Genomic DNA, 22,259 nt, shown 5'->3' with positions numbered 1-22,259 from the left:
GCGGAGGGGGGCGGTGGACCTGGAGGTGCCGCCGAGCGAGGTTGCGCGGGGACGGTGCGGAGGTGAACGGGGGCGGTGTCAGCCGGGACCAAGGGGCTCTCCCGAAGCGCGAGGGGGCAGCCCGTGCGGAGGAACACGGGTGGGGGTGAATGCCGCTCGCGGGGAAGTCCCCGCGTCGAGTTCCGGACTCTATTCGCCTGCCACCGCGTGCACAGGACCCCGCCGGGAAACTTCCCCCGCCCGAGGGAACCGGTGATTCCAGGCGTTTCCCGCTACCCCCACCGGTTTCCCACGCGCCTCACCAGTCGCTGCGCGACGAAGAGCTCGATGTGAACTTCCGTACGACGTAGATCAGTCCGCCGACCAGTGCCACGAAGACCAGCACCTTGAAGAGCAGTCCGATGACGAACCCGACCACACTGGCGATCAGCCCGCCGAACACGACCAGGGCGATGACCGGCACCGCGATCCACTTCACCCACCACGGCAGTCCCGTGAAGATCTCTCGCATCGCCCTCGTCCTTACCTCTCCGCCCGTTCGAGTGCCGGGTCCTGTCGGTCCTTCTGGATCTCTGATGTCCTGCACTCGATGCTAGGTCCGGGAGGGGGCGAACGGGCGCCTCGCACCCCTTGTCCTCCCCTGACCGAACCCCTAGGGAACCCTGAGGCGGCCCGTCACCTCTCGGGCGGAGAGAACACCACCAGCACCCTCAGGTCCTCGGTGATGTGGTGGAACTTGTGGGCGACGCCCGCCGGCACGTAGACCACGCTGCCGCGCGCCACCTGGGTCGTCTCCAGACCGACGGTGATCGCCGCACGGCCGCTCACGATGAAGTAGACCTCGTCCTGATTGTGCGGCTTCTGTGGATCCTGCTCGCCCGCGTCCAGGGCGTACAAGCCGACCGACATGTTCTGCTCTCGCAGAAACTGCAGGTAGGCGCCCTCGTTGGCGGCGCGCTCCGCCTCCAGTTCATCCAGCCGGAATGCCTTCATCGCCTTGTCCGCCCCTGCCTCTTGTGCCCGCGTCCGATCAGGTCTGCCACGATCAGACACATGAAGAATTTCGTAGTCAAGACAGTCGCCAACGCGGGCGCCCTGGCGGTCGCCGTATGGCTGCTCGACAAGATCACCCTGACCGGTGACAGCACGGTCAAGGAAGTCGGCACGCTGATCATCGTCGCGCTGCTCTTCGGCCTGGTGAACTTCCTGGTCAAGCCGCTCGTCAAGCTCCTCAGTCTGCCGCTGCTGATATTGACGCTCGGTCTGTTCACGCTGGTCGTCAACGCGCTGATGCTGCTGCTCACCTCGTGGCTGGCGGACACGCTCGACCTGAGCTTCCACGTGGAGGGCTTCTGGACGGCCGTCGTGGGCGGTCTGATCATCTCGGTCGTCTCCTGGGCGCTGCACGTCGTGCTGCCCGACGGGGACTGAGCGGACATGAAGTACCGGGTCTGCTTCGTTTGCACGGGCAACATCTGCCGTTCCCCGATGGCCGAGATCGTCTTCCGCGCGCGGGTGGCGGAGGCGGGGCTCGACGAGCTCGTGGAGGTCGACAGCGCCGGCACGGGCGGTTGGCACGAGGGCGACGGAGCCGATCCGCGTACGGTGGCCGTCCTGGAGGACAACGGCTACACCGGCGACCACACGGCCCGGCAGTTCCGATCGTCCTGCTTCTCCCGCCTCGATCTGGTGATCGCCCTCGACTCCGGCCACCTCGGGGCCCTGCGCCGGCTCGCGCCCACGGAGCAGGACGCGGAGAAGGTGCGGCTGCTGCGCTCGTACGACCCCGCCGCCGGCGACGACGACCTCGACGTACCAGACCCCTACTACGGGGGCATGGACGGCTTTGAGGAGTGTCTTGAGATGGTGGAGGCGGCGAGCACCGGTCTGCTCGCCGCAGTGCGCAAGGACGTGGAGGCACAGACGGCATGAGCGATTCCGCAACGGGAGCCGCAGACAACCCGGCGGGCGCCGCGGACGAGGCGACGCGCGCTGCGGACGAGGTGACGGCCGCCGCAGCCCAGCCGACGGGCTCCATGGGCCAGTCGGCCGCGGGCGCCGGAGACGGTACGCGCGCGGTGCGAGCCGGGTTGCCCGAGCCCGTCAAGCACGAGCCGACGCTGCCCGGCCCCGTGTTCGCCGCCCACTTCCACCTGCCGGGCGACCCCACCGGCCCTTACACCTACGGCCGCGACGAGAACCCGACCTGGACGCTGCTGGAGCGCGCCGTCGGCGAGCTGGAGGCGCCTGGCGAGGAGGGTGCCGAAACGCTCGTCTTCGCCTCCGGCATGGCCGCGATCTCGGCCGTGCTCTTCTCCCAGCTGCGCACCGGTGACGTGTGCGTCCTGCCCGACGACGGCTACCAGGCGCTGCCGCTGGTCCGTGCACAGCTGGAGGCGTACGGCATCGAGGTGCGCACCGCGCCGACGGGCGGCGACGCCCAGCTGGACGTCCTCGACGGGGCACGGTTGCTGTGGATCGAGACCCCGTCGAACCCCGGGCTCGACGTGTGCGACATCAGGCGGCTCGCCGAGGCGGCACACGCGCGTGGTGCCCTGGTGGCCGTCGACAACACCCTCGCGACACCGCTCGGCCAGCGTCCGCTGGAGCTCGGCGCCGACTTCGCGGTGGCCAGCGGCACCAAGCAGCTCACCGGCCACGGTGACGTCCTCCTGGGCTATGTCGTCGGCCAAAACGCCGAGGCCATGGCCGCCGTGCGTCGCTGGCGCAAGATCGTCGGCGCCATTCCCGGGCCCATGGAGGCCTGGCTCGCGCACCGCTCGATCGCGACGCTCCAGATGCGGGTCGACCGGCAGAGCGCGACGGCCCTGGCGGTCGCCGAGGCGCTGCGCGAGCGACCCGACGTGACGGGGCTGCGCTACCCGGGACTTCCGGACGACCCCTCGCACGAGATCGCCGCGCGCCAGATGCGGCGCTTCGGGTGCGTGGTGTCGTTCACGCTGCCCACGCGCGAGCGTGCCGACAGCTTCCTCGACGCGCTGCGGCTCGTGGACGACGCGACGAGCTTCGGCGGGGTGCGGTCCACCGCCGAACGGCGTGGACGCTGGGGCGGGGACGCGGTGCCGGAGGGCTTCGTCCGCCTGTCGGTCGGCGCCGAGGATCCGGAGGACCTGGTGGCGGATGTGCTGCGGGCGCTGGACGCGTCGGCCGCCTGACCCTCGTCACGGACGGTCCGAGCCTCCCCCCTCGTGGCTCGGACCGTCCCCCGGTTCCGCGCGCAAGAACCGCGCGACCAAGGCTAGTTGACTCTCTGTCAGTGTCCAATCACAGTAGCGACAGAGACCTATCGACTTATTTATAGTTGAGCGCGGCCGGGGGGGCTGGAGCGGGGGCCGAAGAGGGAGTGTGTGCGGTGGATCTGGCCTTGCTGCGGACCTTCGTGACCGTGCACCGGGCCGGCTCCTTCACCCGCGCCGCCGCTCTGCTCGGTCTCTCCCAACCTGCCGTCACCTCGCAGATACGGACACTGGAGCGGCAGCTGGGCCGCCCCCTGTTCCTGCGACAGGCCCGAGGCGTGACCCCCACGAGCATCGGCGACGAACTCGCCCACAAGGCCGCACCTCATCTCGACGCCTTGGTGGAGATCACCGAGACCGGCCTCGACGACGAATCCTCCTTACGGACGCTGCACCTCGCAGGCCCACCCGAATTCACGGCCGAACGAGCCCTGCCCGCCCTCACCGAGCTGACCGGCGAGGACGGCCAGGGCTTCGCCCTGCGCGCGTCCTTCGGGAACGCCGAGGAAACCCTGGAGGGGCTCTCCGCCGGACATCATGATCTGGCCATCAGCACCGCCCAGCCTCGCGGCCCGCTGCTCACGGCGACTGCGCTCTGCGACGAGGAGCACGTCCTGGTCGCCGCACCGCGCTGGGCCGAGCAGATCGGCACCGGTCAGCCGGACCACAGGCCGGATCCGGCCCTCGAGAAGGTGCCTGTGGTGGAGGTGCACGAGTCGCTGCCGTTCGTCTCCCGCTACTGGGCCTCCGTCTTCGACTCGCCCCCGGCCGCCCCGGGCACAGTGATCGTCCCCGACCTGCGTGCGGTCCTGGCCTGCGCGGTCGCGGGCGCCGGACTGGCGGTGCTGCCCCGCTACCTCTGCGCCGCGGCGCTGGAGCGGGGCGATGTCGTCTCCCTGTACGAGCCCGCCGTGCCGCCGCTGCGCACGTACTTCCTCGTGGTCCGCACCGGGACGCTCGCCATGCCTCATATCGCGCGGGCTCACGAGTGGTTGCAGCAGGCTTCGGCCGACTGGTGCTGAGGCCTTCAGGGGCGGGCTTCGGCCGACGGGCCGGGGCGCTCGGGAGCCCACTTCACTCTGGGAGCTCGGCCGGTGACGTTTCGCGATGTTTCACGTGGAACCAGCCGGGCCACATTTCACTCATGACCGTCCGACCCGTGGTCAAGCGCACCGCCCGCGCCATTCTGCTGGACGGCGCCGACCTGATCTTGATCAAGCGCACCAAGCCGGGTGTGGATCCCTACTGGCTCACCCCCGGCGGTGGAGTCGAACCCAGCGATTCGACCGTCGTCGACGCCCTGCACCGCGAGGTGTACGAGGAACTCGGCGCGAAGATCACCGATGTGGTGCCCTGCTTCGTGGACACCATGGAGCACATCGGGGAGGACGGCGGCGCGACGGGCGTGAAGGTGCAGCACTTCTTCGTCTGCCGTCTGGAGTCCATGGATCCGTCTCTGCGCCACGGCCCCGAGGTCGACGCGCCGGTCGGCGAGTACGAGATCGTGCGCGTGCCCTTCACCCGGGTCGGGATCGCCTCCGTCCATCTCGTGCCGTTGTCGCTGCGGCACTACCTCGACGGCAACATCGAGGGCGTCCTGGCGATGCATGCGCCCGACCTGGGCTGAGACGCGGATCAGCTTCCGGCAGCGACCAGTTCCTCGACGGAGTCGTGCCGTATGCGGTCCGACGGGATGCCGCTGTCCCGCAGGGCGTTCACACCGCTGCGGATCATCCCGGGCGGACCCGAGAGGTAGGCGTCGAACTCGTTCCACGGTCCGTAGGCGCGTACCGCGTCCGGCAACTGCTGGTGCGCCTGCTGGTCGATGATCGCTCTGACCGCCAGCCACGGGTGGGTCTGCTGGAGGCGGAGCATGGTGTCGATGTCGTACAGGTCGTGGTCGGTGCGGGCTCCGTAGAAGACCTCGACGGACCGGCGTTCACCGTGCTCGGCGACGTCCTCGACCAGGGCCTTGATGGGCGCGATGCCCGTGCCACCGCCCACGCAGAGCAGACCACTGTCGGTGGTGTGGTCCACGGTCATGGAACCCGCCGGCGGGCCGAGGCGGATGATGTCGCCGGGGCGGGCACGGTGCACCAGGGCGTTGGAGACCCAGCCCGCCGGGACGGCCTTCACGTGGAACGACAGCAGACCGTCGGAGCGGGGCGCCGAGGCGAAGGAGTAGTGCCGCCAGATCCGCGGCCACCAGGGGGTCTCCAGGCTGGTGTACTGCCCGGCGAGGAAGGGGTACGGCTGGTCGGGGCGGACGGTGACGACCGCGATGTCCGGGGTTCTCATGTCGTGCGTGACGATCTCGGCGTACCACCAGGCCGGCGAACGCAGTTCGTCCGCGGCCGCCGCGTCGATCATGACTTGGGAGATCGTGGTGTAGGCCCGGACCCAGGCCGCCTCCATCTCCGGGTTCCAGACTCCGGCGGCGTACTTGCTCAGTGCGCCGATCAGGCACTCGCCGACGGCCGGATAGTGCTCGGCCCGTGTGCCGTACTTCCGGTGGCCCCGGCCGAGGTTCTGCAGGTAGTCGACGAGGACTTCCTTGTTGTCGATGTGTTCGGCGGCCGTGAGCAGCGCTCTGAGCAGCCGGTCCCGCTGGGTGTCCATCGCGGCCGGGAACAGCGACCGAAGATCGGGGTGGCGGACGAAGAGCAGGGCGTAGAAGTACGAGGTCACCTTGTCGGAGACCGGGGCGACCTCGGCCATGGCGCGGCGAATGAGGACGGCGTCCGGGGACCCCGCTTCGGCCGGCGTGGGGGTGACCTCTTCTGCGCGCGGGATCGGGGCGGGCCGCTGGGCGGGAACCTGCTCCTCGGCGGCAGCCGTGGGCGGTGGAGCCACGGTGGAGGCGAAGGGCGTCGGGGTGAGCGCTGTCGGTACGGGGCCCGGCGACGGAGCGGTGGCAAGGCTCGAGACCGCTGGGGAAGGGGCGTGCTGCGCGGCAGGAGGGGCGGACCGGGGTATCGACTTCGGAGCTCCACCCCCCTCCGGCGCGCCCCTGCTCGCGCCGTCGGTGGGCGCGGAGGTGTCGTCTGCCGGTCCTTCCGAGGCGGCGCCGGGCCTGCCGACCGGGCGTATCGCGGCCGGTCGACGCCCTTCTGCCGGCCTGTCCGCGGTTCCGGCGTCGCTGTCCGGCGGTGCCGTCGGGTTCTTGCGGGGTGTGAACCAGCCGCCCCCGCCGCCAGAAGTGCCGTTGTCGGCCGACGTGGTGGTCGGAGCGTCCATGGTGTGCCTCGCCTCGAGCATCTTTCGGTCGGTCTGCGCACTTCCCCAGGTCGGAAGGTGCCTGCTTTCCCCCGTGGACGGTCTGTGTTCCCATCCCTGTCGCGGCCAATGCGGCCACATTCAACCCGTATTCCGGCTCCGTACGGACAAGTAAGGCGAGAGTGTGACACTGGCCGCAGCAACTCTCATCGAGCTTCCCACTCGCCATGACGCTTCCGTCGCATAACCGGAAACGCGGGTCTTCGATCTCTCCGTCCCGTTAGGCTGCGTTGCCCTTCACTCGGCCCGCGCGGGATGCGTCGTCCCATCCCGGATGCGAACCGGAGTCGACCCTACCGGCCACCGCCGCGCACACAAGTCCCCCCTCGCCTCGTCACGAATACGGGCACGCGGCGAACCATCAAGTCCGTCAACTATGGGACAAGAAGACCCCGTTCAGCGCCTCGATCCGACATCCGGTGTTCTTACGTGTTTCACGTGAAACATGCAGCGGTGGTCCGCGACGTGTGCGGTCGGCGACAACTGGCCAGAAGCTCGCATGACTCCTCTGAAAGAGGTGGACGCCGGGGGGCCATGTCAGACAGCCTGACCTGCGTGTCGACTCCTTCCCTTGCCTCATTGCCCATCCGCCGTCTGACGCTCCGCGATCAAGCTGCCTGCTCCGACTTGTCCGAGGACCGGGGGTGGCCACGGGAGGAGCACAAGTGGGGCTTCCTCCTCACAGCCGGGAAGGGTTACGGCATCGACGACCCCGAAGGCGGTCTCGTGAGCGCCTGCGTCGTCACCGAGTACGGCCCCCAGAACCCCTCCCTCGCCGCGATCGGCATGGTCCTGGTCGCCGGTCGGCACTCACGGCAGGGTGTGGGACGTCGTCTGATGCGTCACGTCATCTCCGCGGTGGGCACTACGCCCCTCACCCTGCACGCGACGCCGAACGGCCGCCCCCTCTACGAGGAACTGGGATTCAAGGTCACCGGACGGGCCGAGATGGTCATCGGGCGTTTCACTCCCGGTGGACCGGAGCCGCGGGTCGCCACTCGGGCCGCCACCGCCGAGGACCTCACCGAGATCCTCCGCCTCGACGAGCAGGTGTTCGGGACCGATCGCACGCACATCGTCACCCGCCTTCCCGCTTTCGCCGATCAGTTGCGGGTGGCCGAGGAGGACGGGCGGATCGTCGGGTACGCGGGCGCATGGCCCAACATGAATACCCACGTCGTCGGCCCGCTCATCGCACGCGACACATCGGTGGCCCAGGCGCTCATCGCCTCCCTGGCCGCCCACACCGACCGCCCCCTGCGCACCGACATCGACGTGCGGCATGAGGAACTCCTGGCATGGGTGAAGGAGCGCGGTCTGGAGCCCGTGGCCTTCAACTCGGTGATGGCGTACGGCATCACCGAGTTGCCCGGAGACTGGACCCGGCGGTTCGCGCCGGTCACGGTCGCGGCGGGCTGACGAGCCGATACGGCGGCGCCGGCTCTCCGGGGATCGGGGAGCCGGGGCCGCTGCACTGAGGGGCCTCGCGCTGAAGGAGCCCGGTCAGGCGAGGGCCTCCACGGCGGCCGTGGCAAAGCCGTGGTCCTGCTCCGGGGCACCGCCGCCGACGCCGATCGCGCCGATCAGGCGGCCGTCGCGGTGCACCGGCACACCGCCCGCGATGAACAGCAGGGGGCGGTCGAGCGCGGTCGGCAGCGTGTGGAAGAGGCCGCCGGGCTGTACCGCGTCGACCAGGTCGGCCGTGGGCGCGTTCAGCTGGAGGGCCGTGTAGGCCTTGCGGGTACTGGTCTCGCCGGAGATCAGTACCGCGCGGTCGTCGCGCCGGAAGGCGAGCAGATGGCCGCCCGCGTCCAGGACGGTGACGCTGACGGTGACGCCTGCGGCCTCCGCGGCACGGTGGGCGGCGGCGACGAGGGCGTCTGCGTCATGGGTGGTCAGCGGGGCGACAGCGGTGGTGGTGCTCATGAGGGGGGTTCTCCTTTATGACTTGCTGGTAGTGCCGGATCGTGGGGTGTGGCGGGCTGATCCGGTTGTTCAGTGGTGGGCAGTGGCCCTCTGCTCTGCCGGCGCGGATCCCGTGACGACGGTGGTGGAGCCACCGGCACGGCGCTCCAGGGCGGCCGAGAGGAACGCCAGGACCAGCGCCCCGGCGGCCAGGACGGCACCGACCCAGTTGGGGGCGGTGTAGCCGAGACCGGCCGCGATCACGAGGCCGCCGAGCCATGCGGACAGCGCGTTGCCGAGGTTGAAGGCGCCGATGTTCACGGCGGAGGCCAACGTCGGGGCACCGTGCGCCTGGTCGAGGACCCGCTTCTGGAGCGGCGGCACGGTGGCGAAGCCCAAAGCGCCGATCAGCACGACGGTGATCGCCGACAGCAGCTTGTCGTGGGCGGTGATGGTGAACAGCGCCAGGACGACGGCCAGGGCGCCCAGGGAGACGTACAGCATGGGCATCAGGGCGCGGTCGGCGAACTTGCCGCCGACGAGGTTGCCACCGACCATGCCGAGGCCGAAGAGGACCAGCAGCCAGGTGACGGAGCCGTCCGCGAAGCCTGCGACGTGGGTCATCATCGGCGCGATGTAGGTGATGGCCGCGAAGACGCCGCCGAAGCCGAGGACGGTCATGGCCATCGCGAGCAGGACCTGCACGTTCTTGAACGCGGCCAGCTCGTGCCGCAGGTGCACGCCCTCCGGCTTGGGCATGTCGGGGACGAGCCGGGCGATGCCGGCCAGGCCGATGACGCCGAGGGCGGCGACAAGGCCGAAGGTCACCCGCCAGCCGACGGACTGCCCGACCAGCGTGCCCAGCGGAACGCCGACCACATTGGCGACGGTCAGACCGGTGAACATCATCGCAATGGCTCCGGCCCTCTTGTCGGGGGCGACGAGGTCGGCTGCGACGACCGAGCCGATACCGAAGAAGGCACCGTGGGCCAGCGAGGCGACGATCCGGCCGATCAGCATGACGGAGAAGGCCGGGGCGAGTGCCGAGAGCAGGTTGCCGGCGATGAACAGGCCCATCAGCAGCATCAGCATCCGCTTGCGGGAGATCTTGGTGCCGAGCACGGTCATCAGCGGGGCGCCGAACATGACGCCGAGCGCGTAGCCCGTCACCAGGTATCCGGCCGTGGGGATGGAGACCCCGTAGTCGCCCGCGACCTCGGGCAGCAAGCCCATGATCACGAACTCCGTCGTTCCGATCCCGAAGGCCCCGATCGCGAGGGCCAGAAGCGCGAGAGGCATGGAGGGGTACCTTCCCAGACGATTGCAGGAGCACTTTGCGTGCGTCCACAATAGTTGCAGACGCGGGTTATATGCAACCGCCGTCAATTGCGGGGTGTGCTCTATCCTGGGTGGCAGCCACTCCGGGACGGAGGAAACGCCAATGACAGCGACGGACCCCGCGCTCACCGCTCTCGCCCAGAGCTGGTGCGCCCTCTCCCTGCTCCACGGGAGGATCGAGGCCCACATCGAGCGCGCCCTGCAGGCCGGGCACGACCTCAGCGCGCGCGAGTACTCCCTGCTGGACGTGTTGAGCAGGCAGCACGACGGGGACGGCGGGCACCTGCAGATGAAGCAGGTCGCCGACGCGGTCGTCCTCAGTCAGAGCGCCACCACACGCCTGGTCACCCGACTGGAAGACCGCGGTCTCCTGGAGCGCTACCTGTGCCCCACCGACCGCCGGGGCATCTACACGAACGTCACCGCGGCAGGTCTTGAGCTGCTGGAAGCGGCACGGCCGACCAATGACACCGCCCTGCGCGAGGCCCTCGACGATGCGGCGAAAAACCCCGAGCTGGCCCCGCTGGTCCGGGTCGTGGAGACACTGAAGGCTCCGGTGCCCGCCTAGAACGCGCCCTGCGTGATCACCTCTCCACGGGCGACTGTCCCTGCGTAGGGTGCGGCCATGGGAGATCTTGAAATACGTGCCGCCGTCGCTGACGACGTACCGGCGATCGTCGCCATGCTCGCGGACGACCCACTGGGCGCACAGCGCGAGTCACCGGACGACCTCGCCCCCTACCTGTCCGCGCTCGAGCGGCTCAGCGCCGACCCGAATCAGCGCCTGGTGGTGGCGGTCAGGGAGGGCAGGATCGTCGGCACGCTCCAGCTCACGATCGTTCCCGGACTCTCCCGGCGCGGCGCCACCAGGTCGATCGTCGAAGGGGTGCGCATCCACGCGGACGAGCGCGGCAGCCGCCTGGGAACCGAGCTCATCGAGTGGGCGATCGAAGTATCCCGGGGCCAGGGATGCCAGTTGGTCCAGCTGACCTCCGACAAGACCCGCGCCGACGCCCACCGCTTCTATGAACGGCTCGGGTTCACCGGCTCCCACACCGGCTTCAAACTCCAACTGTGACCGATATCCGTGGGCGCTCTGTTTCACGTGAAACAGAGCGCCCACGCACCTCACCGCCTAACCGATGCCGCGCCATCCCTCGGGATCGACGCCACCCGGCACAGGAGCCCCCTCGTCGTACGGCTGACGCGTGAACACGAACGAGCCGAGGTCCAGATGGCTCACAGTCCCGTCCGGCCGCCATACAGCCTTCAGGAGCTCGCCGGCGTAGTAGCCCTCCAGTCCCGTCCAGGTACCGTCACCGTTCGGGCGGAACCGCGAGCTACGGCCGGCGCCGGTCAGCGGCCCGAGCGAGACCAGACCGTCGGCCGTCAGCCGCAGCGCGAAGGCGTGCGTCCCCCAGTACCACTGCCCCGTCAGCTCCAGCAGCGAGGGGTCGACCTCACCCAGCGGCTTCCACGGTGCCGGGATGCGCGGCTCCGCATCCGCGACGATACGGACCAGGTCGGCGGCGACGGAGAACAGCAGCGGTCCGGACGTGGAGTTGGCCAGCGCGATCGCCGCAACGTCGTCCTCGACGCTGATCATGAGGCACGCGAGGAATCCGGGCAGTGAACCGGTGTGTCCGACGAGGGACCGTCCGTTCCGTCGCCGGATCTCCATACCCAGGCAATAGGCGTACCCGCTCGCTACGTCCGCCGCTTCGTGAGGCGCGGCCGGTGTCCTCATCTCCCGCAGCGAGTCGACACTCAGGACCCCCTCGTCGCCATTGATCAGAAAGGCCGCGAACCGCGCCAAGTCACCGGTCGTCGACCAGAGTTGACCGGCCGGCGCCATGCGCCCCAGATCCTCGGTGGGCTCGGGAAGCATCACATCGGCCCAGGGATGAACGGCCCAGCCGCCCGCGTGGGGCGCCCGCGGTCGCGAGCTCGTGCGATGCAGCCCCAGAGGTTCGAGCACTTCACGCCGAAGCACGTCCTCCCAGGCAGCCCCCCGGAGCTTCTCGACGAGTGCGCCGAGCAGGGCATAGCCCGGGTTCGAGTAGTGGAACCGGCGGCCCGGCGGACTCAGCAGAGGCCGCTCGCCCAGCACGTCGGCGAGCTCGGGCCGCAGGGATCCGGCACTCCGCTCCCACCACGGCCCCGGGGTCTCGGCCGCCAGCCCGCCGGTGTGCGCGAGGAGCTCGGCGACGGTCGCCTCCCCCACGCCGGTACCCGGCAGGTGTTTCTCGAGTGGGTCCCCGAGATCCAGTACGCCCTCGTCGCGCAGCCGCAGCACGAGAACAGCCGTGAAGGTCTTGGTGATCGAACCGATCCGGTACTGCACGTTCTCGTCCGGGGCGTGCCCATCCACCGAAGTCCGTGCGCCCGTCCACACCGTGGTCCCGTCCCGCACCACGGCCGCGACGAGCGACGGGGCCCGTCCTTCGGCCTGCGCGACGGCGATGCGGTGCAACAGAGCGCGACGCGTGCCGGGAAGCAATTCCCCCTGAGATGTCGTCATGGGCCCAGTCCACCTGGCCCGACACCCCCTCGTCGAGCACATTCGAGGGCAGGGCCGGTGAGACTGACGGCGGCTCTAGTCGGCGGACATCGGCCGGTCCCGCCGCAGCCGCTGGTCAGTGACCTGAACCTTCAGATGAGGCCAGGCTGTGGCCAAGCGCGAGAGATCACCATGGCTCGGTGGGGTCGCCGACCCCACCGACTCATCCGGCTTGAAATGGACCAGCGTCCCGGTCGTGCCATCGACCTCGACGGGTTCGAGGTCACTGCCGGGAACGCCGTGTTCGTAGCGCTGCGTCCAGGCCCCATTGAGGCGCCGGTTGGTATGGACGAGCCAGGTGCTGAGTGCCGCGACCACGGACATGCCACGCCGTGGACAGCCGTCAGGCAGTACCTCGGCCTCAGGAAAGTCGAAGAACCGGAGATCCTTCGTGGCCATGACCGGCTTCTTGACAATCTGTCCGTGCTCGTCCACACGAGTGTCCGTGCCCCGTCCGTCGTCCCGTACAGACAGGGAACCATCAGGATGGAGAACGACGACGCATCGTCCCTCACCCCTGCTCGCCGCTTCGTCGGCGGCATAGGCGAGAACCTCAAGGGCGAGGTGCCAAGGCCCGCCCGGAGCGAATTCATCGGGACGTCGCCTGATATGTGACAGGTGATCCGCATCGATCAAATCGGACCAATCGTGTGTCGTGTTGACCCAGGAAGCCCTCGATGCGTCCACGGGGCAAGTATCCCACCCGTCACGAACCTGTATCGGCAGCCATCCTTTCCTCCCACTCACGCACCGTCACCGCTCGCTCGATGCGCCTGACAATGTCCTTCTTGGACGCCGTGTCCAAGGTCTCCGGGATCTTGTCGAAGGTGTCGGGAAGGACGTCGAGCAGACCCCAGATTTGTTCGCCGGTGCTGACGGTCAGCAGTTGCTGGCACCTCCACTGCAGCGGCGTCTCGGGCCGGTGCGTGAGCCGCTGCACGAGTGCCGTGAACAGGTAGTGCGTGGCATCTGCGGCGAGGTGCTCCCGGAGCCAGTCGACCGGGAGCCGCTGGCTGAAGCTGTACACGGCGGCCTCTTGAGCCAGGTCCAGAAGCTGAGCGGTGTCGACGGCTCGGACGGTGCGGGGAAGGGTCGGGGTCATGCCGAGATGATGCCAAGAAGCTTCCGCAGAGCCGAGAGGTCAGCTGGGCTGGGATGCGATCTCCCGACGGGCAGCTCGCCACATTTCCTCGAACTCCTCGGAGGTGAGTTGTTGGGGGCCGTGGCCTTCCCATTCCGAGACGGGCAACTCGGCCGTGATCCCGAACCTGCTGTCGTACTCATCGAGGCGGCCCGCTTCGTGGGCCTGCTGCCATGCGGCGAGGGAGGCGGCTGCGATCGGTGTGAGCTCAGGCCCTTGGAGTTCGACTTGCCTGGTTACCCAGCCATCCGCGTCGACCTCGAAGGAGAACCAGACGTCTTCCTCGTCCCAATAGCAGCGCATCCATGTGGTCACCAGGACATGATGCCGGGCCAGATGCGCCGCGCTACTCCGCTTGATCTCATGGCTGGGCGGCGAACCCCGCGGATCGGTCGAGCAGTTGCTGGATGGGCCTGGCCGCTGGTGACGATCAAGGTCGTGCCCGACTGGCTGCCGCCGGCCGTTCGACCGCATAGGTCATCGGTGTCCATCAGAGTTCCTGCATGAACTATGAGGCCCTGCATCGGAACGGGTCAGGTCTGCGCCATGTCCACGAACCGCGAGTAGTGGCCCTGGAAGGCGACGGTGATCGTCGCCGTCGGGCCGTTTCGGTGCTTGCCCACGATGATGTCCGCCTCGCCCGCGCGGGGCGACTCCTTCTCGTACGCGTCCTCGCGGTGCAGAAGGATCACCATGTCGGCGTCCTGCTCGATGGAGCCCGACTCACGCAGGTCGGACACCATCGGCTTCTTGTCCGTGCGCTGCTCGGGACCACGGTTGAGCTGGGAGAGCGCGATCACCGGAACCTCCAGCTCCTTGGCCAGGAGCTTGAGGTTCCGGGACATGTCCGAGACCTCCTGCTGGCGGCTCTCGGAGCGCTTGGAGCCTCCGGCCTGCATCAGCTGGAGATAGTCGATGATCACGAGCCTGATGTCGTTGCGCTGCTTCAGCCGACGGCACTTCGCGCGGATCTCCATCATCGACAGGTTCGGGGAGTCATCGATGTAGAGGGGTGCGGACGACACCTCGGGCATCCGGCGCGCCAGACGCGTCCAGTCCTCGTCCGTCATGGTGCCGGACCGCATGTGGTGAAGGGCGACGCGGGCCTCCGCGGACAGCAGACGCATCGCGATCTCGTTGCGCCCCATCTCCAGGGAGAAGATGACGCTGGGCAGGTTGTGCTTGATCGACGCGGCCCGGGCGAAGTCCAGGGCCAGCGTCGACTTGCCCATGGCGGGACGGGCCGCGATGACGATCATCTGCCCGGGGTGCAGACCGTTGGTGAGCGAGTCGAAGTCGGTGAATCCGGTGGGCACGCCGGTCATCTCGCCGCTGCGCGAGCCGATGGCCTCGATCTCGTCGAGCGCGCCCTCCATGATGTCGCCGAGCGGCAGGTAGTCCTCGCTGGTGCGCTGCTCGGTGACCGCGTAGACCTCTGCCTGGGCACGGTTGACGATCTCGTCGACGTCGTCGTCGGCCGCGTATCCCATCTGTGTGATGCGAGTTCCGGCCTCGACCAGGCGGCGCAGTACGGCCCGCTCATGGACGATCTCCGCGTAGTACGCCGCATTGGCCGCCGTGGGCACCATCTGGACGAGGGTGTGCAGGTACGAGGCCCCGCCGACCTTGTTGATCTCGCCGCGCTTGGTGAGCTCGGCCGCGATCGTGATGGGGTCGGCCGGCTCACCCTTGGCATAGACGTCGAGAACGGCCTGGTAGATCGTCTCGTGGGCCGGCTTGTAGAAGTCGTGGCCCTTGAGGATCTCGACGACATCGGCGATGGCGTCCTTGGACAGGAGCATGCCGCCGAGGACGGACTGCTCGGCGTCGATGTCCTGCGGGGGGACCCGCTCGAACGAGGGGGCCGATCCGCCGTCACACGCCCCGTTGTCCCTGCCGCGCTCGTGCTGTTCGTCACGGCCCCGGGCTCCGTCACCCCGCCGACGGGAGGCGGGCAGACGATCACCGGGCCCGCTGTCGGCCCACGGGTCGTCCAAGGGCTCGGAAATGCTCACCGAGCCACCTCCTCCCGTCCGCCGAAGCAGACCTAGCCGTGCCCCTCTGTTCTACGGCACGGCACTGACAAATAAGAGGCCCAACTCCGGTTGGCACGCGCCGGTTTTGTGGCGTTTTGAAAACCGGCGGACGGAGCGGGCGCCGGACTACCGTAGGCCCCTCGGCACCGTCAGCCAATCTGGTTATCCACAGGCCATGTGGACGACGGCCCAGATGCTGTGGAGAACTCCGCGAAACCTGTGCACGACCCGGTGGACAGGCCTGTGAACAAGCAGCGCCCTTCCCCAGATGAACCCCCCTGACCTGCGACTTCGCCGTCCACCGGCTGTGCAGAAGAAAAACTTCCCCAGCTGACCCAAGATCGCTTCGAACAGTGCACAGCAGTGCGCACCCCAGGACGAAAAGTAAGGGTCGTGAAAGCTTTGCATCTCTTACCTGTGGACGATTAGATTGGTGCACATGACACAGGCCCCCGTGCGCCGCCGAGCCGGTCGGAGACAGCACGACCGCGAGATCGTCGCACTGGCCCTTCCGGCCTTCGGCGCCCTCGTCGCCGAACCCCTCTTCCTCATGACCGACACCGCCATCGTCGGCCATCTGGGCACGGCCCAACTCGCCGGCCTCGGTATCGCCTCGGCCCTGCTGATGACCGCCGTGAGCGTCTTCGTCTTCCTCGCCTACGCCACAACAGCGGCGGTTGCCCGCCGTGTCGGAGCGGGCGACCTCCAGGCCGCCATCCGGCAAGGCATGGACGGCATTTGGCTGGCACTGCTCCTCGGCGCCGCCGTCGTGGCCGTCGCGCTGCCCACGGCACCCCACATCGTCGACCTCTTCGGCGCCTCGGACGCGGCGTCCCCCTACGCGATCACCTATCTGCGCATCTCCGTGCTCGGCATACCGGCCATGCTCGTCGTCCTCGCGGCGACCGGCGTCCTGCGCGGCCTGCAAGACACGAAGACCCCCCTCTACGTCGCCATCGTCGGCTTCGTCGCCAACGGCGCCCTCAATGCTGGCCTCGTCTACGGCGCCGGTCTGGGGATCGCCGGTTCCGCGTGGGGCACCGTCATCGCGCAGTGCGGCATGGCCGCGGTCTACTTCGCGGTCGTTCTGCGAGGAGCGCGAAAGCACGGTGCCTCGCTGCGCCCGGATGCCGCCGGGATCAGGGCGTCCGCCCAAGCCGGTGTGCCCCTGCTGGTCCGCACCCTCTCCCTGCGGGCCATCCTGATGATCGCCACGGCGGTCGCCGCCCGCCTAGGGGACGCCGACATCGCCGCCCACCAGATCATCCTCTCCCTGTGGAGCCTGCTGGCCTTCGCCCTCGACGCCATCGCCATCGCGGGGCAGGCCATCATCGGTCGCTACCTCGGAGCCGGTGACGCCCAGGGCGCCCGGGACGCGTGCCGTCGCATGGTGGAGTGGGGCATCGCCGTCGGGGTCGTCCTCGGCGTCTTGGTAGTCATCACCCGACCGGTATTCCTGCCGCTGTTCACCAGTGACCCTGGGGTCAAGGATGTGGCGCTGCCCGCCCTGATCATCGTCGCTCTCTCCCAACCGATCTCCGGCATCGTCTTCACGCTGGATGGAGTCCTGATGGGCGCCGGCGACGGCCCGTACCTCGCCTGGGCCATGCTGCTCACGCTGGCGGTGTTCACGCCGGCGGCCCTGCTGGTCCCCGTACTGGGCGGTGGGCTCACCGCCCTCTGGGCGACGATGACGCTGATGATGACCGTGCGAATGCTGACGCTGTGGATCCGCGCACGTTCGGGGCGCTGGATCGTGACAGGCGCGACCCGCTGACCGTTTCACGTGAAACGCTGCCTGTTTCACGTGAAACGCGGTGTGCTCCACAGAACGCGGTGTTTCACGTGAAACAGAGACGCGGCCGACCTGAGACACGCATCGCGCCTCTCTGTGCAGACGTCCGACAGACACGAAAGGGGCCGCACCCTCCAGGATGCGGCCCCTTCGCTTACTGCTTCAGCAGACGCGGCACTCAGGCCGCGACGACCTCGATGTTGACCTTGGCGGCAACCTCGGGGTGCAGACGCACGGACGTCTCGTGAGCGCCCAGCGTCTTGATCGGCGAGCCGAGCTCGATGCGACGCTTGTCGACCTCGGGACCACCGGAGGCCTTGATCGCGGAAGCGACGTCGGCCGGGGTGACGGAACCGAAGAGACGACCGGCCTCGCCGGAGCGAACGGCCAGACGGACCTTGACGCCCTCGAGCTGGGCCTTCACAGCGTTGGCCTGCTCGATGGTCTGGATCTCGTGGATCTTGCGAGCACGACGGATCTGCTCGACGTCCTTCTCGCCACCCTTGGTCCAGCGGATAGCGAACTTCCGCGGGATCAGGTAGTTGCGAGCGTAACCGTCCTTGACGTCGACGACGTCGCCCGCGGCACCGAGGCCGGAGACCTCGTGGGTGAGGATGATCTTCATGAGTCGGTCACCCTTCCCTTATCGCGCGGTGGAGGTGTAGGGCAGCAGCGCCATCTCACGGCTGTTCTTGACAGCCGTGGCGACGTCACGCTGGTGCTGCGTGCAGTTGCCGGTCACGCGGCGGGCACGGATCTTGCCGCGGTCGGAAATGAACTTCCGCAGCATGTTCGTGTCCTTGTAGTCCACGTACGTGACCTTGTCCTTGCAGAATGCGCAGACCTTCTTCTTCGGCTTGCGCACAGGCGGCTTAGCCATGGTGTTTCTCCTGTGTGATCAAGAAGTGTGAGTGCGAACCCGCCCCTAGAAGGGGGGCTCGTCCGAGTAGCCGCCGCCACCGCCGCCGCCGGAGTTTCCACCCCAGCCGCCGCCACCGCCCTGGTTGCCACCGGCGGGAGCGCCGGTCGCCCACGGGTCGTCAGCGGGAGCGCCGCCGCCCTGCTGGCCGCCACCGGGGCCGCCGCCCCAGCCGCCGCCACCCTGGCCGCCCTGGCCGCCGCCGTAACCACCCTGCCCGCCCTGGCCACCGCGGCCGGTGGTCTTGGTGACCTTGGCCGTGGCGTTGCGCAGGCTGGCGCCGACTTCCTCGACGTCCAGCTCGTAGACCGTGCGCTTGACACCCTCACGGTCCTCGTAGGACCGCTGCTTCAGCCGGCCCTGCACGATGACGCGCATGCCTCGCTGGAGCGACTCCGCGACGTTCTCCGCCGCCTGACGCCAGACCGAGCAGGTCAGAAAGAGGCTCTCGCCGTCCTTCCACTCGTTCGTCTGGCGGTCGAAGGTGCGGGGGGTGGACGCGACACGGAACTTCGCGACCGCCGCACCGGAGGGGGTGAAGCGCAGCTCGGGGTCGTCGACAAGATTGCCGACGACCGTGATGACGGTCTCGCCTGCCATGGGGGAACCTCTCGGCGGGTTTGCTCTGGCTGCTTGCTACTCGAATCCCGGGATCAGCTGAGCTGGGAAGCTCAGTGGGTCTCGGGGCGGAGGACCTTGGTCCGGAGGACCGACTCGTTCAGGTTCATCTGGCGGTCGAGCTCCTTGACGACCGCAGGCTCGGCCTGCAGGTCGATGACCGAGTAGATGCCCTCGGGCTTCTTCTTGATCTCGTACGCGAGACGACGACGGCCCCAGGTGTCGACCTTCTCGACCTTTCCGCCGCCGTCACGGACGACAGAGAGGAAGTTCTCGATCAGCGGAGAGACAGCGCGCTCCTCGACCTCGGGGTCGAGGATGACCATCACCTCGTAGTGACGCATGTGGAACCCACCTCCTTTGGACTCAGCGGCCACGGTCGTTCCGTGGCAGGAGGGTTGTGATGCGTAGCAACGGTATCGGCCACCACTGACAGTCGGGGCTTCTGGCGAGAAGCCCCTGCCATGACGTGGGCAGACACCGGTGCGGACAGTACAGAGTACCCGCACAGCGGCTTGCGGTTGAAATCCGGCCGCCAGGGCAGCCAATCTGTACACATCGGGTGTGTATGGCGCTACGATGCGCCGACTTTCGCAGGAGGTGCCCTATGGCACAGGCATTGCGACCCAACACCGCCGGCGGCCTCTTCGCCACGGACGGCAAGCCCCATCCCCTCCAGGACGCGCTGCTCGCGGTGACCCTGGTGCTGGGCCTCACCTCGTTCCTCTCGGCGATCATCGACGAGGACCTGCATCTGCTCAGCTCCTGGGCCGGTCTCGTGGGCATCTTCACGGGCGCGTACGGCCAGTGGATCTCGGAGACGACCCGGGAGCGCTTCGGCCTGATCCTCGGCTTGGGCGCATCGGGCGTCGGGTTCTTCCTGGGCATGGCGCACGGCGGCCTCATCGGCTGACGCCAGGGCACCCCTCATCTGAACACCGGGTCACGCCCCGGCCGGCCTCGGGCCGGGGCGTGAGTTCCGTACGCCCAACCGGCGCGCTTCCACGGCGCAGTAGGCTTCGCGCGAGAGCCGGAGCCCCTGTACCCATGGGGACACACCAGCCCGAGGAGCGCCCCTAAATGAGCCTGACCCTGAGGACCATCAGTCGCGAGCAGCATCTGGCCTACATCCAGAGCCTGCCGTCGGCGAGCCACATGCAGGTCCCGGCCTGGGCTGACGTCAAGGCGGAGTGGCGCTCCGAGAACCTCGGCTGGTTCGACGACCGCACGGGCGAGATGGTCGGTGCCGGTCTGGTCCTCTACCGGCAGCTTCCCAAGATCAAGCGCTACCTCGCCTACCTGCCCGAGGGCCCGGTCATCAACTGGTTCGCGCCGAATCTGCAGGACTGGCTCGAGCCGATGCTCGCGCACCTGAAGCAGCAGGGCGCCTTCTCCGTGAAGATGGGCCCGCCGGTGATCATCCGGCGCTGGGAGGCCCCCTCCATCAAGGCGGGCATCCAGAACCCGGACGTCAAGCGCCTGCGCGACATCGAGGCCGACCACATCGAGCCGCGCGCCTTCGAGGTTGCCGACAAGCTGCGCCGCATGGGCTGGCAGCAGGGCGAGGACGGCGGTGCCGGCTTCGGCGACGTCCAGCCCCGCTACGTGTACCAGGTGCCGCTGGCGAACCGTTCCCTGGAAGAGGTCCACAAGAACTTCAACCAGCTGTGGCGACGCAACATCAAGAAGGCCGAGAAGGCCGGCGTCGAGGTCGTCCAGGGTGGCTACCAGGACCTCGAGGAGTGGCAGCGGCTGTACGAGATCACTGCCGTGCGCGACCACTTCCGGCCGCGCCCGCTGTCGTACTTCCAGCGCATGTGGACGGCCCTCAACACCGAGGACCCCAACCGCATGCGGCTGTACTTCGCCCGCCACAACGGCGTGAACCTGTCGGCCGCGACGATGCTGATCGTAGGCGGACACGTCTGGTACTCCTACGGCGCCTCCGACAACATCGGCCGTGAGGTCCGCCCCTCGAACGCGATGCAGTGGCGAATGCTGCGCGACGCCTACGCGCTCGGCGCCACCGTCTACGACCTGCGCGGCATCTCCGACTCGCTGGACGAGACCGACCACCTCTTCGGCCTGATCCAGTTCAAGGTGGGTACCGGCGGCCAGGCGGCCGAGTACCTCGGCGAGTGGGACTTCCCCCTGAACAAGCTGCTCCACAAGGCGCTCGACATCTACATGTCGCGCCGCTGATGTCCCGTTCAGTGCTTCTATACCCCTGATACACGGCAACCGCCGCTACACGGCACCGCGAGAAAGGTTCCAGGTCCGGTCATGGCGCTCACGCTCTACGTCGACACCGCGCGCTGGCGTGCGCACCACAAGCACGTGCAGGAGCAGTTCCCGGGCCTCGTGCCGGTCTGCAAGGGCAACGGCTACGGCTTCGGGCACGAGCGCCTGGCGGAGGAGGCCACGCGGCTGGGCTCGGACGTCCTCGCCGTCGGCACCACCTACGAGGCCGCCCGGATCAAGGACTGGTTCGGCGGGGACCTGCTGGTGCTGACGCCTTACCGGCGAGGCGAGGAGCCGGTGCCGCTGCCGGACCGGGTCATCCGCTCGGTGTCGTCGATAGACGGTGTGTACGGCCTGGTCGGTGCCCGTGTGGTGATCGAGGTGATGTCCTCGATGAAGCGGCACGGCATCAGCGAGCAGGACCTGGCGCAGCTGCACGCCGCCATCGAGAACGTCCGTCTGGAGGGCTTCGCCATCCACCTGCCGCTGGACCGCACCGACGGCTCGGACGCCGTCGAGGAGGTCATCGGCTGGATGGACCGGCTGCGTGCCGCCCGGCTGCCCCTGCACACCATGTTCGTCAGCCACCTCAAGGCCGAGGAACTCGCGCGGCTCCAGCAGCAGTTCCCGCAGACCCGCTTCCGGGCCCGTATCGGCACACGGCTGTGGCTGGGGGACCACGATGCCACCGAGTACCGCGGCGCGGTCCTGGACGTCACGCGCGTCGCCAAGGGCGACCGGTTCGGCTACCGGCAGCAGAAGGCGGCCTCCGACGGCTTCCTGGTGGTCGTGGCGGGCGGTACGTCGCACGGAGTGGGTCTGGAGGCCCCCAAGGCACTGCACGGCGTCATGCCGCGCGCCAAGGGCGTCGCCCGCGCCGGCCTCGCAACGGTGAACCGGAACCTCTCTCCGTTCGTCTGGGGCGGCAAGCAGCGCTGGTTCGCGGAGCCGCCGCACATGCAGGTCTCGATCCTGTTCGTGCCGGCGGACGCGCCCGAGCCGAAGGTCGGCGATGAGCTGGTGGCCCATCTGCGGCACACCACCACGCAGTTCGACCGGATCATGGACCGCTGACCACGGCGTCGCACCACCCTTCACAGCACAGCAAGAAGGCCGTACACGGTGTTCCGTGTACGGCCTTCGGCGTTCCCGGCTACGGCCTCTCGTGCGGTT

Annotated in this window: 27 protein-coding genes; 13 read left to right on the top strand and 14 right to left on the bottom strand. The window is 68.5% G+C overall.

The features are described from left to right. Positions 1 to 298: 298 nt before the first annotated feature. Together K4G64_RS02030 and K4G64_RS02025 are read right to left on the bottom strand one after the other, a co-directional pair. Complete coding sequence (locus K4G64_RS02030) at positions 299 to 511, bottom strand: DUF5326 family protein (protein ID WP_020271174.1); 213 nt, start codon at positions 509 to 511, stop codon at positions 299 to 301. A gap of 164 nt (positions 512 to 675) precedes the next feature. After that, on the bottom strand, positions 676 to 993 hold the full coding sequence (locus tag K4G64_RS02025) for a cupin domain-containing protein (RefSeq protein WP_221754281.1): 318 nt from the start codon (positions 991 to 993) through the stop codon (positions 676 to 678). 60 nt (positions 994 to 1,053) lie between these two features. On the opposite strand from K4G64_RS02025, the gene K4G64_RS02020 reads away from it, so the two are divergent. From K4G64_RS02020 to K4G64_RS02000, 5 genes are all read left to right on the top strand, one after another. Then, positions 1,054 to 1,431, top strand: a complete 378-nt coding sequence (locus K4G64_RS02020) for a phage holin family protein (RefSeq protein ID WP_221754280.1) — start codon at positions 1,054 to 1,056, stop codon at positions 1,429 to 1,431. Between the two features lie 6 nt (positions 1,432 to 1,437). Continuing rightward, on the top strand, positions 1,438 to 1,932 hold the full coding sequence (locus K4G64_RS02015) for a low molecular weight protein-tyrosine-phosphatase (protein WP_221754279.1): 495 nt from the start codon (positions 1,438 to 1,440) through the stop codon (positions 1,930 to 1,932). A 104-nt stretch (positions 1,933 to 2,036) separates the two neighbouring features. After that, the gene (locus K4G64_RS02010; protein WP_221754319.1) at positions 2,037 to 3,176 is read left to right on the top strand and encodes a cystathionine gamma-lyase; all 1,140 of its coding nucleotides are present in this window, start codon (positions 2,037 to 2,039) and stop codon (positions 3,174 to 3,176) included. A gap of 197 nt (positions 3,177 to 3,373) precedes the next feature. Then, positions 3,374 to 4,279, top strand: a complete 906-nt coding sequence (locus K4G64_RS02005) for a LysR family transcriptional regulator (protein ID WP_221754278.1) — start codon at positions 3,374 to 3,376, stop codon at positions 4,277 to 4,279. A gap of 122 nt (positions 4,280 to 4,401) precedes the next feature. Then, positions 4,402 to 4,884 carry an NUDIX domain-containing protein gene (locus K4G64_RS02000; RefSeq protein WP_031102717.1) on the top strand — a complete coding sequence of 161 codons (483 nt, stop codon included), beginning with the start codon at positions 4,402 to 4,404 and terminating at the stop codon, positions 4,882 to 4,884. Between the two features lie 8 nt (positions 4,885 to 4,892). On the opposite strand, the gene K4G64_RS01995 is transcribed toward K4G64_RS02000, so the two are convergent. Then, a complete protein-coding gene (locus tag K4G64_RS01995) occupies positions 4,893 to 6,494 on the bottom strand; it encodes a globin domain-containing protein (RefSeq protein WP_221754277.1) in 1,602 nt (533 codons plus the stop codon). Between the two features lie 594 nt (positions 6,495 to 7,088). Between K4G64_RS01995 and K4G64_RS01990 the strand changes: the two genes are divergently transcribed. Then, the gene (locus K4G64_RS01990; RefSeq protein WP_221754276.1) at positions 7,089 to 7,952 is read left to right on the top strand and encodes a GNAT family N-acetyltransferase; all 864 of its coding nucleotides are present in this window, start codon (positions 7,089 to 7,091) and stop codon (positions 7,950 to 7,952) included. Between the two features lie 84 nt (positions 7,953 to 8,036). Here the strand turns inward: K4G64_RS01990 and K4G64_RS01985 are convergent, their stop codons facing one another. Both K4G64_RS01985 and K4G64_RS01980 read right to left on the bottom strand, forming a co-directional pair. After that, on the bottom strand, positions 8,037 to 8,459 hold the full coding sequence (locus tag K4G64_RS01985) for a heme-binding protein (RefSeq protein ID WP_221754275.1): 423 nt from the start codon (positions 8,457 to 8,459) through the stop codon (positions 8,037 to 8,039). A gap of 69 nt (positions 8,460 to 8,528) precedes the next feature. After that, positions 8,529 to 9,737: an MFS transporter gene (locus tag K4G64_RS01980; protein WP_221754274.1), complete on the bottom strand. Its 1,209-nt coding sequence runs from the start codon at positions 9,735 to 9,737 to the stop codon at positions 8,529 to 8,531. Between the two features lie 142 nt (positions 9,738 to 9,879). Between K4G64_RS01980 and K4G64_RS01975 the strand changes: the two genes are divergently transcribed. Both K4G64_RS01975 and K4G64_RS01970 read left to right on the top strand, forming a co-directional pair. Continuing rightward, the gene (locus K4G64_RS01975; RefSeq protein ID WP_221754273.1) at positions 9,880 to 10,344 is read left to right on the top strand and encodes a MarR family winged helix-turn-helix transcriptional regulator; all 465 of its coding nucleotides are present in this window, start codon (positions 9,880 to 9,882) and stop codon (positions 10,342 to 10,344) included. A gap of 57 nt (positions 10,345 to 10,401) precedes the next feature. Beyond that, complete coding sequence (locus K4G64_RS01970) at positions 10,402 to 10,854, top strand: GNAT family N-acetyltransferase (RefSeq protein WP_221754272.1); 453 nt, start codon at positions 10,402 to 10,404, stop codon at positions 10,852 to 10,854. Positions 10,855 to 10,911: 57 nt separating this feature from the next. On the opposite strand, the gene K4G64_RS01965 is transcribed toward K4G64_RS01970, so the two are convergent. Both K4G64_RS01965 and K4G64_RS39760 read right to left on the bottom strand, forming a co-directional pair. Further along, complete coding sequence (locus tag K4G64_RS01965; RefSeq protein WP_221754271.1) at positions 10,912 to 12,297, bottom strand: serine hydrolase; 1,386 nt, start codon at positions 12,295 to 12,297, stop codon at positions 10,912 to 10,914. A 75-nt stretch (positions 12,298 to 12,372) separates the two neighbouring features. Further along, the gene (locus K4G64_RS39760) at positions 12,373 to 12,771 is read right to left on the bottom strand and encodes a hypothetical protein (RefSeq protein ID WP_260459869.1); all 399 of its coding nucleotides are present in this window, start codon (positions 12,769 to 12,771) and stop codon (positions 12,373 to 12,375) included. A 51-nt stretch (positions 12,772 to 12,822) separates the two neighbouring features. On the opposite strand from K4G64_RS39760, the gene K4G64_RS39755 reads away from it, so the two are divergent. After that, on the top strand, positions 12,823 to 12,951 hold the full coding sequence (locus K4G64_RS39755) for a hypothetical protein (RefSeq protein WP_260459868.1): 129 nt from the start codon (positions 12,823 to 12,825) through the stop codon (positions 12,949 to 12,951). Between the two features lie 91 nt (positions 12,952 to 13,042). On the opposite strand, the gene K4G64_RS01955 is transcribed toward K4G64_RS39755, so the two are convergent. The 3 genes from K4G64_RS01955 to dnaB form a co-directional block, all read right to left on the bottom strand. After that, on the bottom strand, positions 13,043 to 13,438 hold the full coding sequence (locus tag K4G64_RS01955) for a hypothetical protein (protein ID WP_221754269.1): 396 nt from the start codon (positions 13,436 to 13,438) through the stop codon (positions 13,043 to 13,045). Positions 13,439 to 13,477: 39 nt separating this feature from the next. Beyond that, positions 13,478 to 13,780 (bottom strand): hypothetical protein, encoded by a 303-nt coding sequence (locus tag K4G64_RS01950; protein ID WP_221754318.1) that lies wholly within the window; start codon positions 13,778 to 13,780, stop codon positions 13,478 to 13,480. 230 nt (positions 13,781 to 14,010) lie between these two features. After that, positions 14,011 to 15,492 (bottom strand): replicative DNA helicase, encoded by a 1,482-nt coding sequence (dnaB, locus tag K4G64_RS01945; RefSeq protein WP_221754268.1) that lies wholly within the window; start codon positions 15,490 to 15,492, stop codon positions 14,011 to 14,013. 460 nt (positions 15,493 to 15,952) lie between these two features. On the opposite strand from dnaB, the gene K4G64_RS01940 reads away from it, so the two are divergent. Beyond that, complete coding sequence (locus K4G64_RS01940; RefSeq protein WP_221754267.1) at positions 15,953 to 17,290, top strand: MATE family efflux transporter; 1,338 nt, start codon at positions 15,953 to 15,955, stop codon at positions 17,288 to 17,290. Positions 17,291 to 17,486: 196 nt separating this feature from the next. Here the strand turns inward: K4G64_RS01940 and rplI are convergent, their stop codons facing one another. From rplI to rpsF, 4 genes are all read right to left on the bottom strand, one after another. After that, positions 17,487 to 17,933 carry a 50S ribosomal protein L9 gene (gene rplI / locus K4G64_RS01935; RefSeq protein WP_190900757.1) on the bottom strand — a complete coding sequence of 149 codons (447 nt, stop codon included), beginning with the start codon at positions 17,931 to 17,933 and terminating at the stop codon, positions 17,487 to 17,489. Positions 17,934 to 17,951: 18 nt separating this feature from the next. Beyond that, positions 17,952 to 18,188: a 30S ribosomal protein S18 gene (gene rpsR / locus K4G64_RS01930; protein WP_003949403.1), complete on the bottom strand. Its 237-nt coding sequence runs from the start codon at positions 18,186 to 18,188 to the stop codon at positions 17,952 to 17,954. 45 nt (positions 18,189 to 18,233) lie between these two features. Next, positions 18,234 to 18,827, bottom strand: a complete 594-nt coding sequence (locus K4G64_RS01925) for a single-stranded DNA-binding protein (protein ID WP_221754266.1) — start codon at positions 18,825 to 18,827, stop codon at positions 18,234 to 18,236. 71 nt (positions 18,828 to 18,898) lie between these two features. Next, a complete protein-coding gene (rpsF, locus tag K4G64_RS01920; RefSeq protein WP_030847098.1) occupies positions 18,899 to 19,189 on the bottom strand; it encodes a 30S ribosomal protein S6 in 291 nt (96 codons plus the stop codon). A 263-nt stretch (positions 19,190 to 19,452) separates the two neighbouring features. Between rpsF and K4G64_RS01915 the strand changes: the two genes are divergently transcribed. The 3 genes from K4G64_RS01915 to K4G64_RS01905 all read left to right on the top strand — a co-directional run bounded on the left by K4G64_RS01915 (position 19,453) and on the right by K4G64_RS01905 (position 22,160). After that, positions 19,453 to 19,758, top strand: coding sequence for a hypothetical protein (locus K4G64_RS01915; RefSeq protein WP_221754265.1), 306 nt, complete (start codon positions 19,453 to 19,455; stop codon positions 19,756 to 19,758). Positions 19,759 to 19,925: 167 nt separating this feature from the next. Then, the gene (femX, locus tag K4G64_RS01910; protein ID WP_030847094.1) at positions 19,926 to 21,047 is read left to right on the top strand and encodes a peptidoglycan bridge formation glycyltransferase FemX; all 1,122 of its coding nucleotides are present in this window, start codon (positions 19,926 to 19,928) and stop codon (positions 21,045 to 21,047) included. Between the two features lie 81 nt (positions 21,048 to 21,128). Beyond that, complete coding sequence (locus K4G64_RS01905; protein WP_030847092.1) at positions 21,129 to 22,160, top strand: alanine racemase; 1,032 nt, start codon at positions 21,129 to 21,131, stop codon at positions 22,158 to 22,160. The last annotated feature ends 99 nt before the right edge of the window (positions 22,161 to 22,259 follow it).

Source organism: Streptomyces sp. WAC04114, assembly GCF_019733245.1.
Taxonomy (GTDB): domain Bacteria; phylum Actinomycetota; class Actinomycetes; order Streptomycetales; family Streptomycetaceae; genus Streptomyces; species Streptomyces massasporeus_A.
Note: the sequence above shows the minus strand (reverse complement) of the source record. Positions and strands in the feature narration are given on the sequence as shown.

What these genes read in the sequence shown, in the direction of transcription:
- K4G64_RS02030 (WP_020271174.1), bottom strand. Translation starts at nt 511, where the DNA reads ATGCGAGAGATCTTCACGGGACTGCCGTGGTGGGTGAAGTGGATCGCG.
- K4G64_RS02025 (WP_221754281.1), bottom strand. Translation starts at nt 993, where the DNA reads ATGAAGGCATTCCGGCTGGATGAACTGGAGGCGGAGCGCGCCGCCAAC.
- K4G64_RS02020 (WP_221754280.1), top strand. Translation starts at nt 1,054, where the DNA reads ATGAAGAATTTCGTAGTCAAGACAGTCGCCAACGCGGGCGCCCTGGCG.
- K4G64_RS02015 (WP_221754279.1), top strand. Translation starts at nt 1,438, where the DNA reads ATGAAGTACCGGGTCTGCTTCGTTTGCACGGGCAACATCTGCCGTTCC.
- K4G64_RS02010 (WP_221754319.1), top strand. Translation starts at nt 2,037, where the DNA reads ATGGGCCAGTCGGCCGCGGGCGCCGGAGACGGTACGCGCGCGGTGCGA.
- K4G64_RS02000 (WP_031102717.1), top strand. Translation starts at nt 4,402, where the DNA reads ATGACCGTCCGACCCGTGGTCAAGCGCACCGCCCGCGCCATTCTGCTG.
- K4G64_RS01995 (WP_221754277.1), bottom strand. Translation starts at nt 6,494, where the DNA reads ATGGACGCTCCGACCACCACGTCGGCCGACAACGGCACTTCTGGCGGC.
- K4G64_RS01985 (WP_221754275.1), bottom strand. Translation starts at nt 8,459, where the DNA reads ATGAGCACCACCACCGCTGTCGCCCCGCTGACCACCCATGACGCAGAC.
- K4G64_RS01980 (WP_221754274.1), bottom strand. Translation starts at nt 9,737, where the DNA reads ATGCCTCTCGCGCTTCTGGCCCTCGCGATCGGGGCCTTCGGGATCGGA.
- K4G64_RS01975 (WP_221754273.1), top strand. Translation starts at nt 9,880, where the DNA reads ATGACAGCGACGGACCCCGCGCTCACCGCTCTCGCCCAGAGCTGGTGC.
- K4G64_RS01970 (WP_221754272.1), top strand. Translation starts at nt 10,402, where the DNA reads ATGGGAGATCTTGAAATACGTGCCGCCGTCGCTGACGACGTACCGGCG.
- K4G64_RS01965 (WP_221754271.1), bottom strand. Translation starts at nt 12,297, where the DNA reads ATGACGACATCTCAGGGGGAATTGCTTCCCGGCACGCGTCGCGCTCTG.
- K4G64_RS39755 (WP_260459868.1), top strand. Translation starts at nt 12,823, where the DNA reads ATGGAGAACGACGACGCATCGTCCCTCACCCCTGCTCGCCGCTTCGTC.
- K4G64_RS01955 (WP_221754269.1), bottom strand. Translation starts at nt 13,438, where the DNA reads ATGACCCCGACCCTTCCCCGCACCGTCCGAGCCGTCGACACCGCTCAG.
- K4G64_RS01950 (WP_221754318.1), bottom strand. Translation starts at nt 13,780, where the DNA reads ATGCGCTGCTATTGGGACGAGGAAGACGTCTGGTTCTCCTTCGAGGTC.
- K4G64_RS01940 (WP_221754267.1), top strand. Translation starts at nt 15,953, where the DNA reads ATGACACAGGCCCCCGTGCGCCGCCGAGCCGGTCGGAGACAGCACGAC.
- rplI (WP_190900757.1), bottom strand. Translation starts at nt 17,933, where the DNA reads ATGAAGATCATCCTCACCCACGAGGTCTCCGGCCTCGGTGCCGCGGGC.
- rpsR (WP_003949403.1), bottom strand. Translation starts at nt 18,188, where the DNA reads ATGGCTAAGCCGCCTGTGCGCAAGCCGAAGAAGAAGGTCTGCGCATTC.
- K4G64_RS01925 (WP_221754266.1), bottom strand. Translation starts at nt 18,827, where the DNA reads ATGGCAGGCGAGACCGTCATCACGGTCGTCGGCAATCTTGTCGACGAC.
- rpsF (WP_030847098.1), bottom strand. Translation starts at nt 19,189, where the DNA reads ATGCGTCACTACGAGGTGATGGTCATCCTCGACCCCGAGGTCGAGGAG.
- K4G64_RS01915 (WP_221754265.1), top strand. Translation starts at nt 19,453, where the DNA reads ATGGCACAGGCATTGCGACCCAACACCGCCGGCGGCCTCTTCGCCACG.
- femX (WP_030847094.1), top strand. Translation starts at nt 19,926, where the DNA reads ATGAGCCTGACCCTGAGGACCATCAGTCGCGAGCAGCATCTGGCCTAC.
- K4G64_RS01905 (WP_030847092.1), top strand. Translation starts at nt 21,129, where the DNA reads ATGGCGCTCACGCTCTACGTCGACACCGCGCGCTGGCGTGCGCACCAC.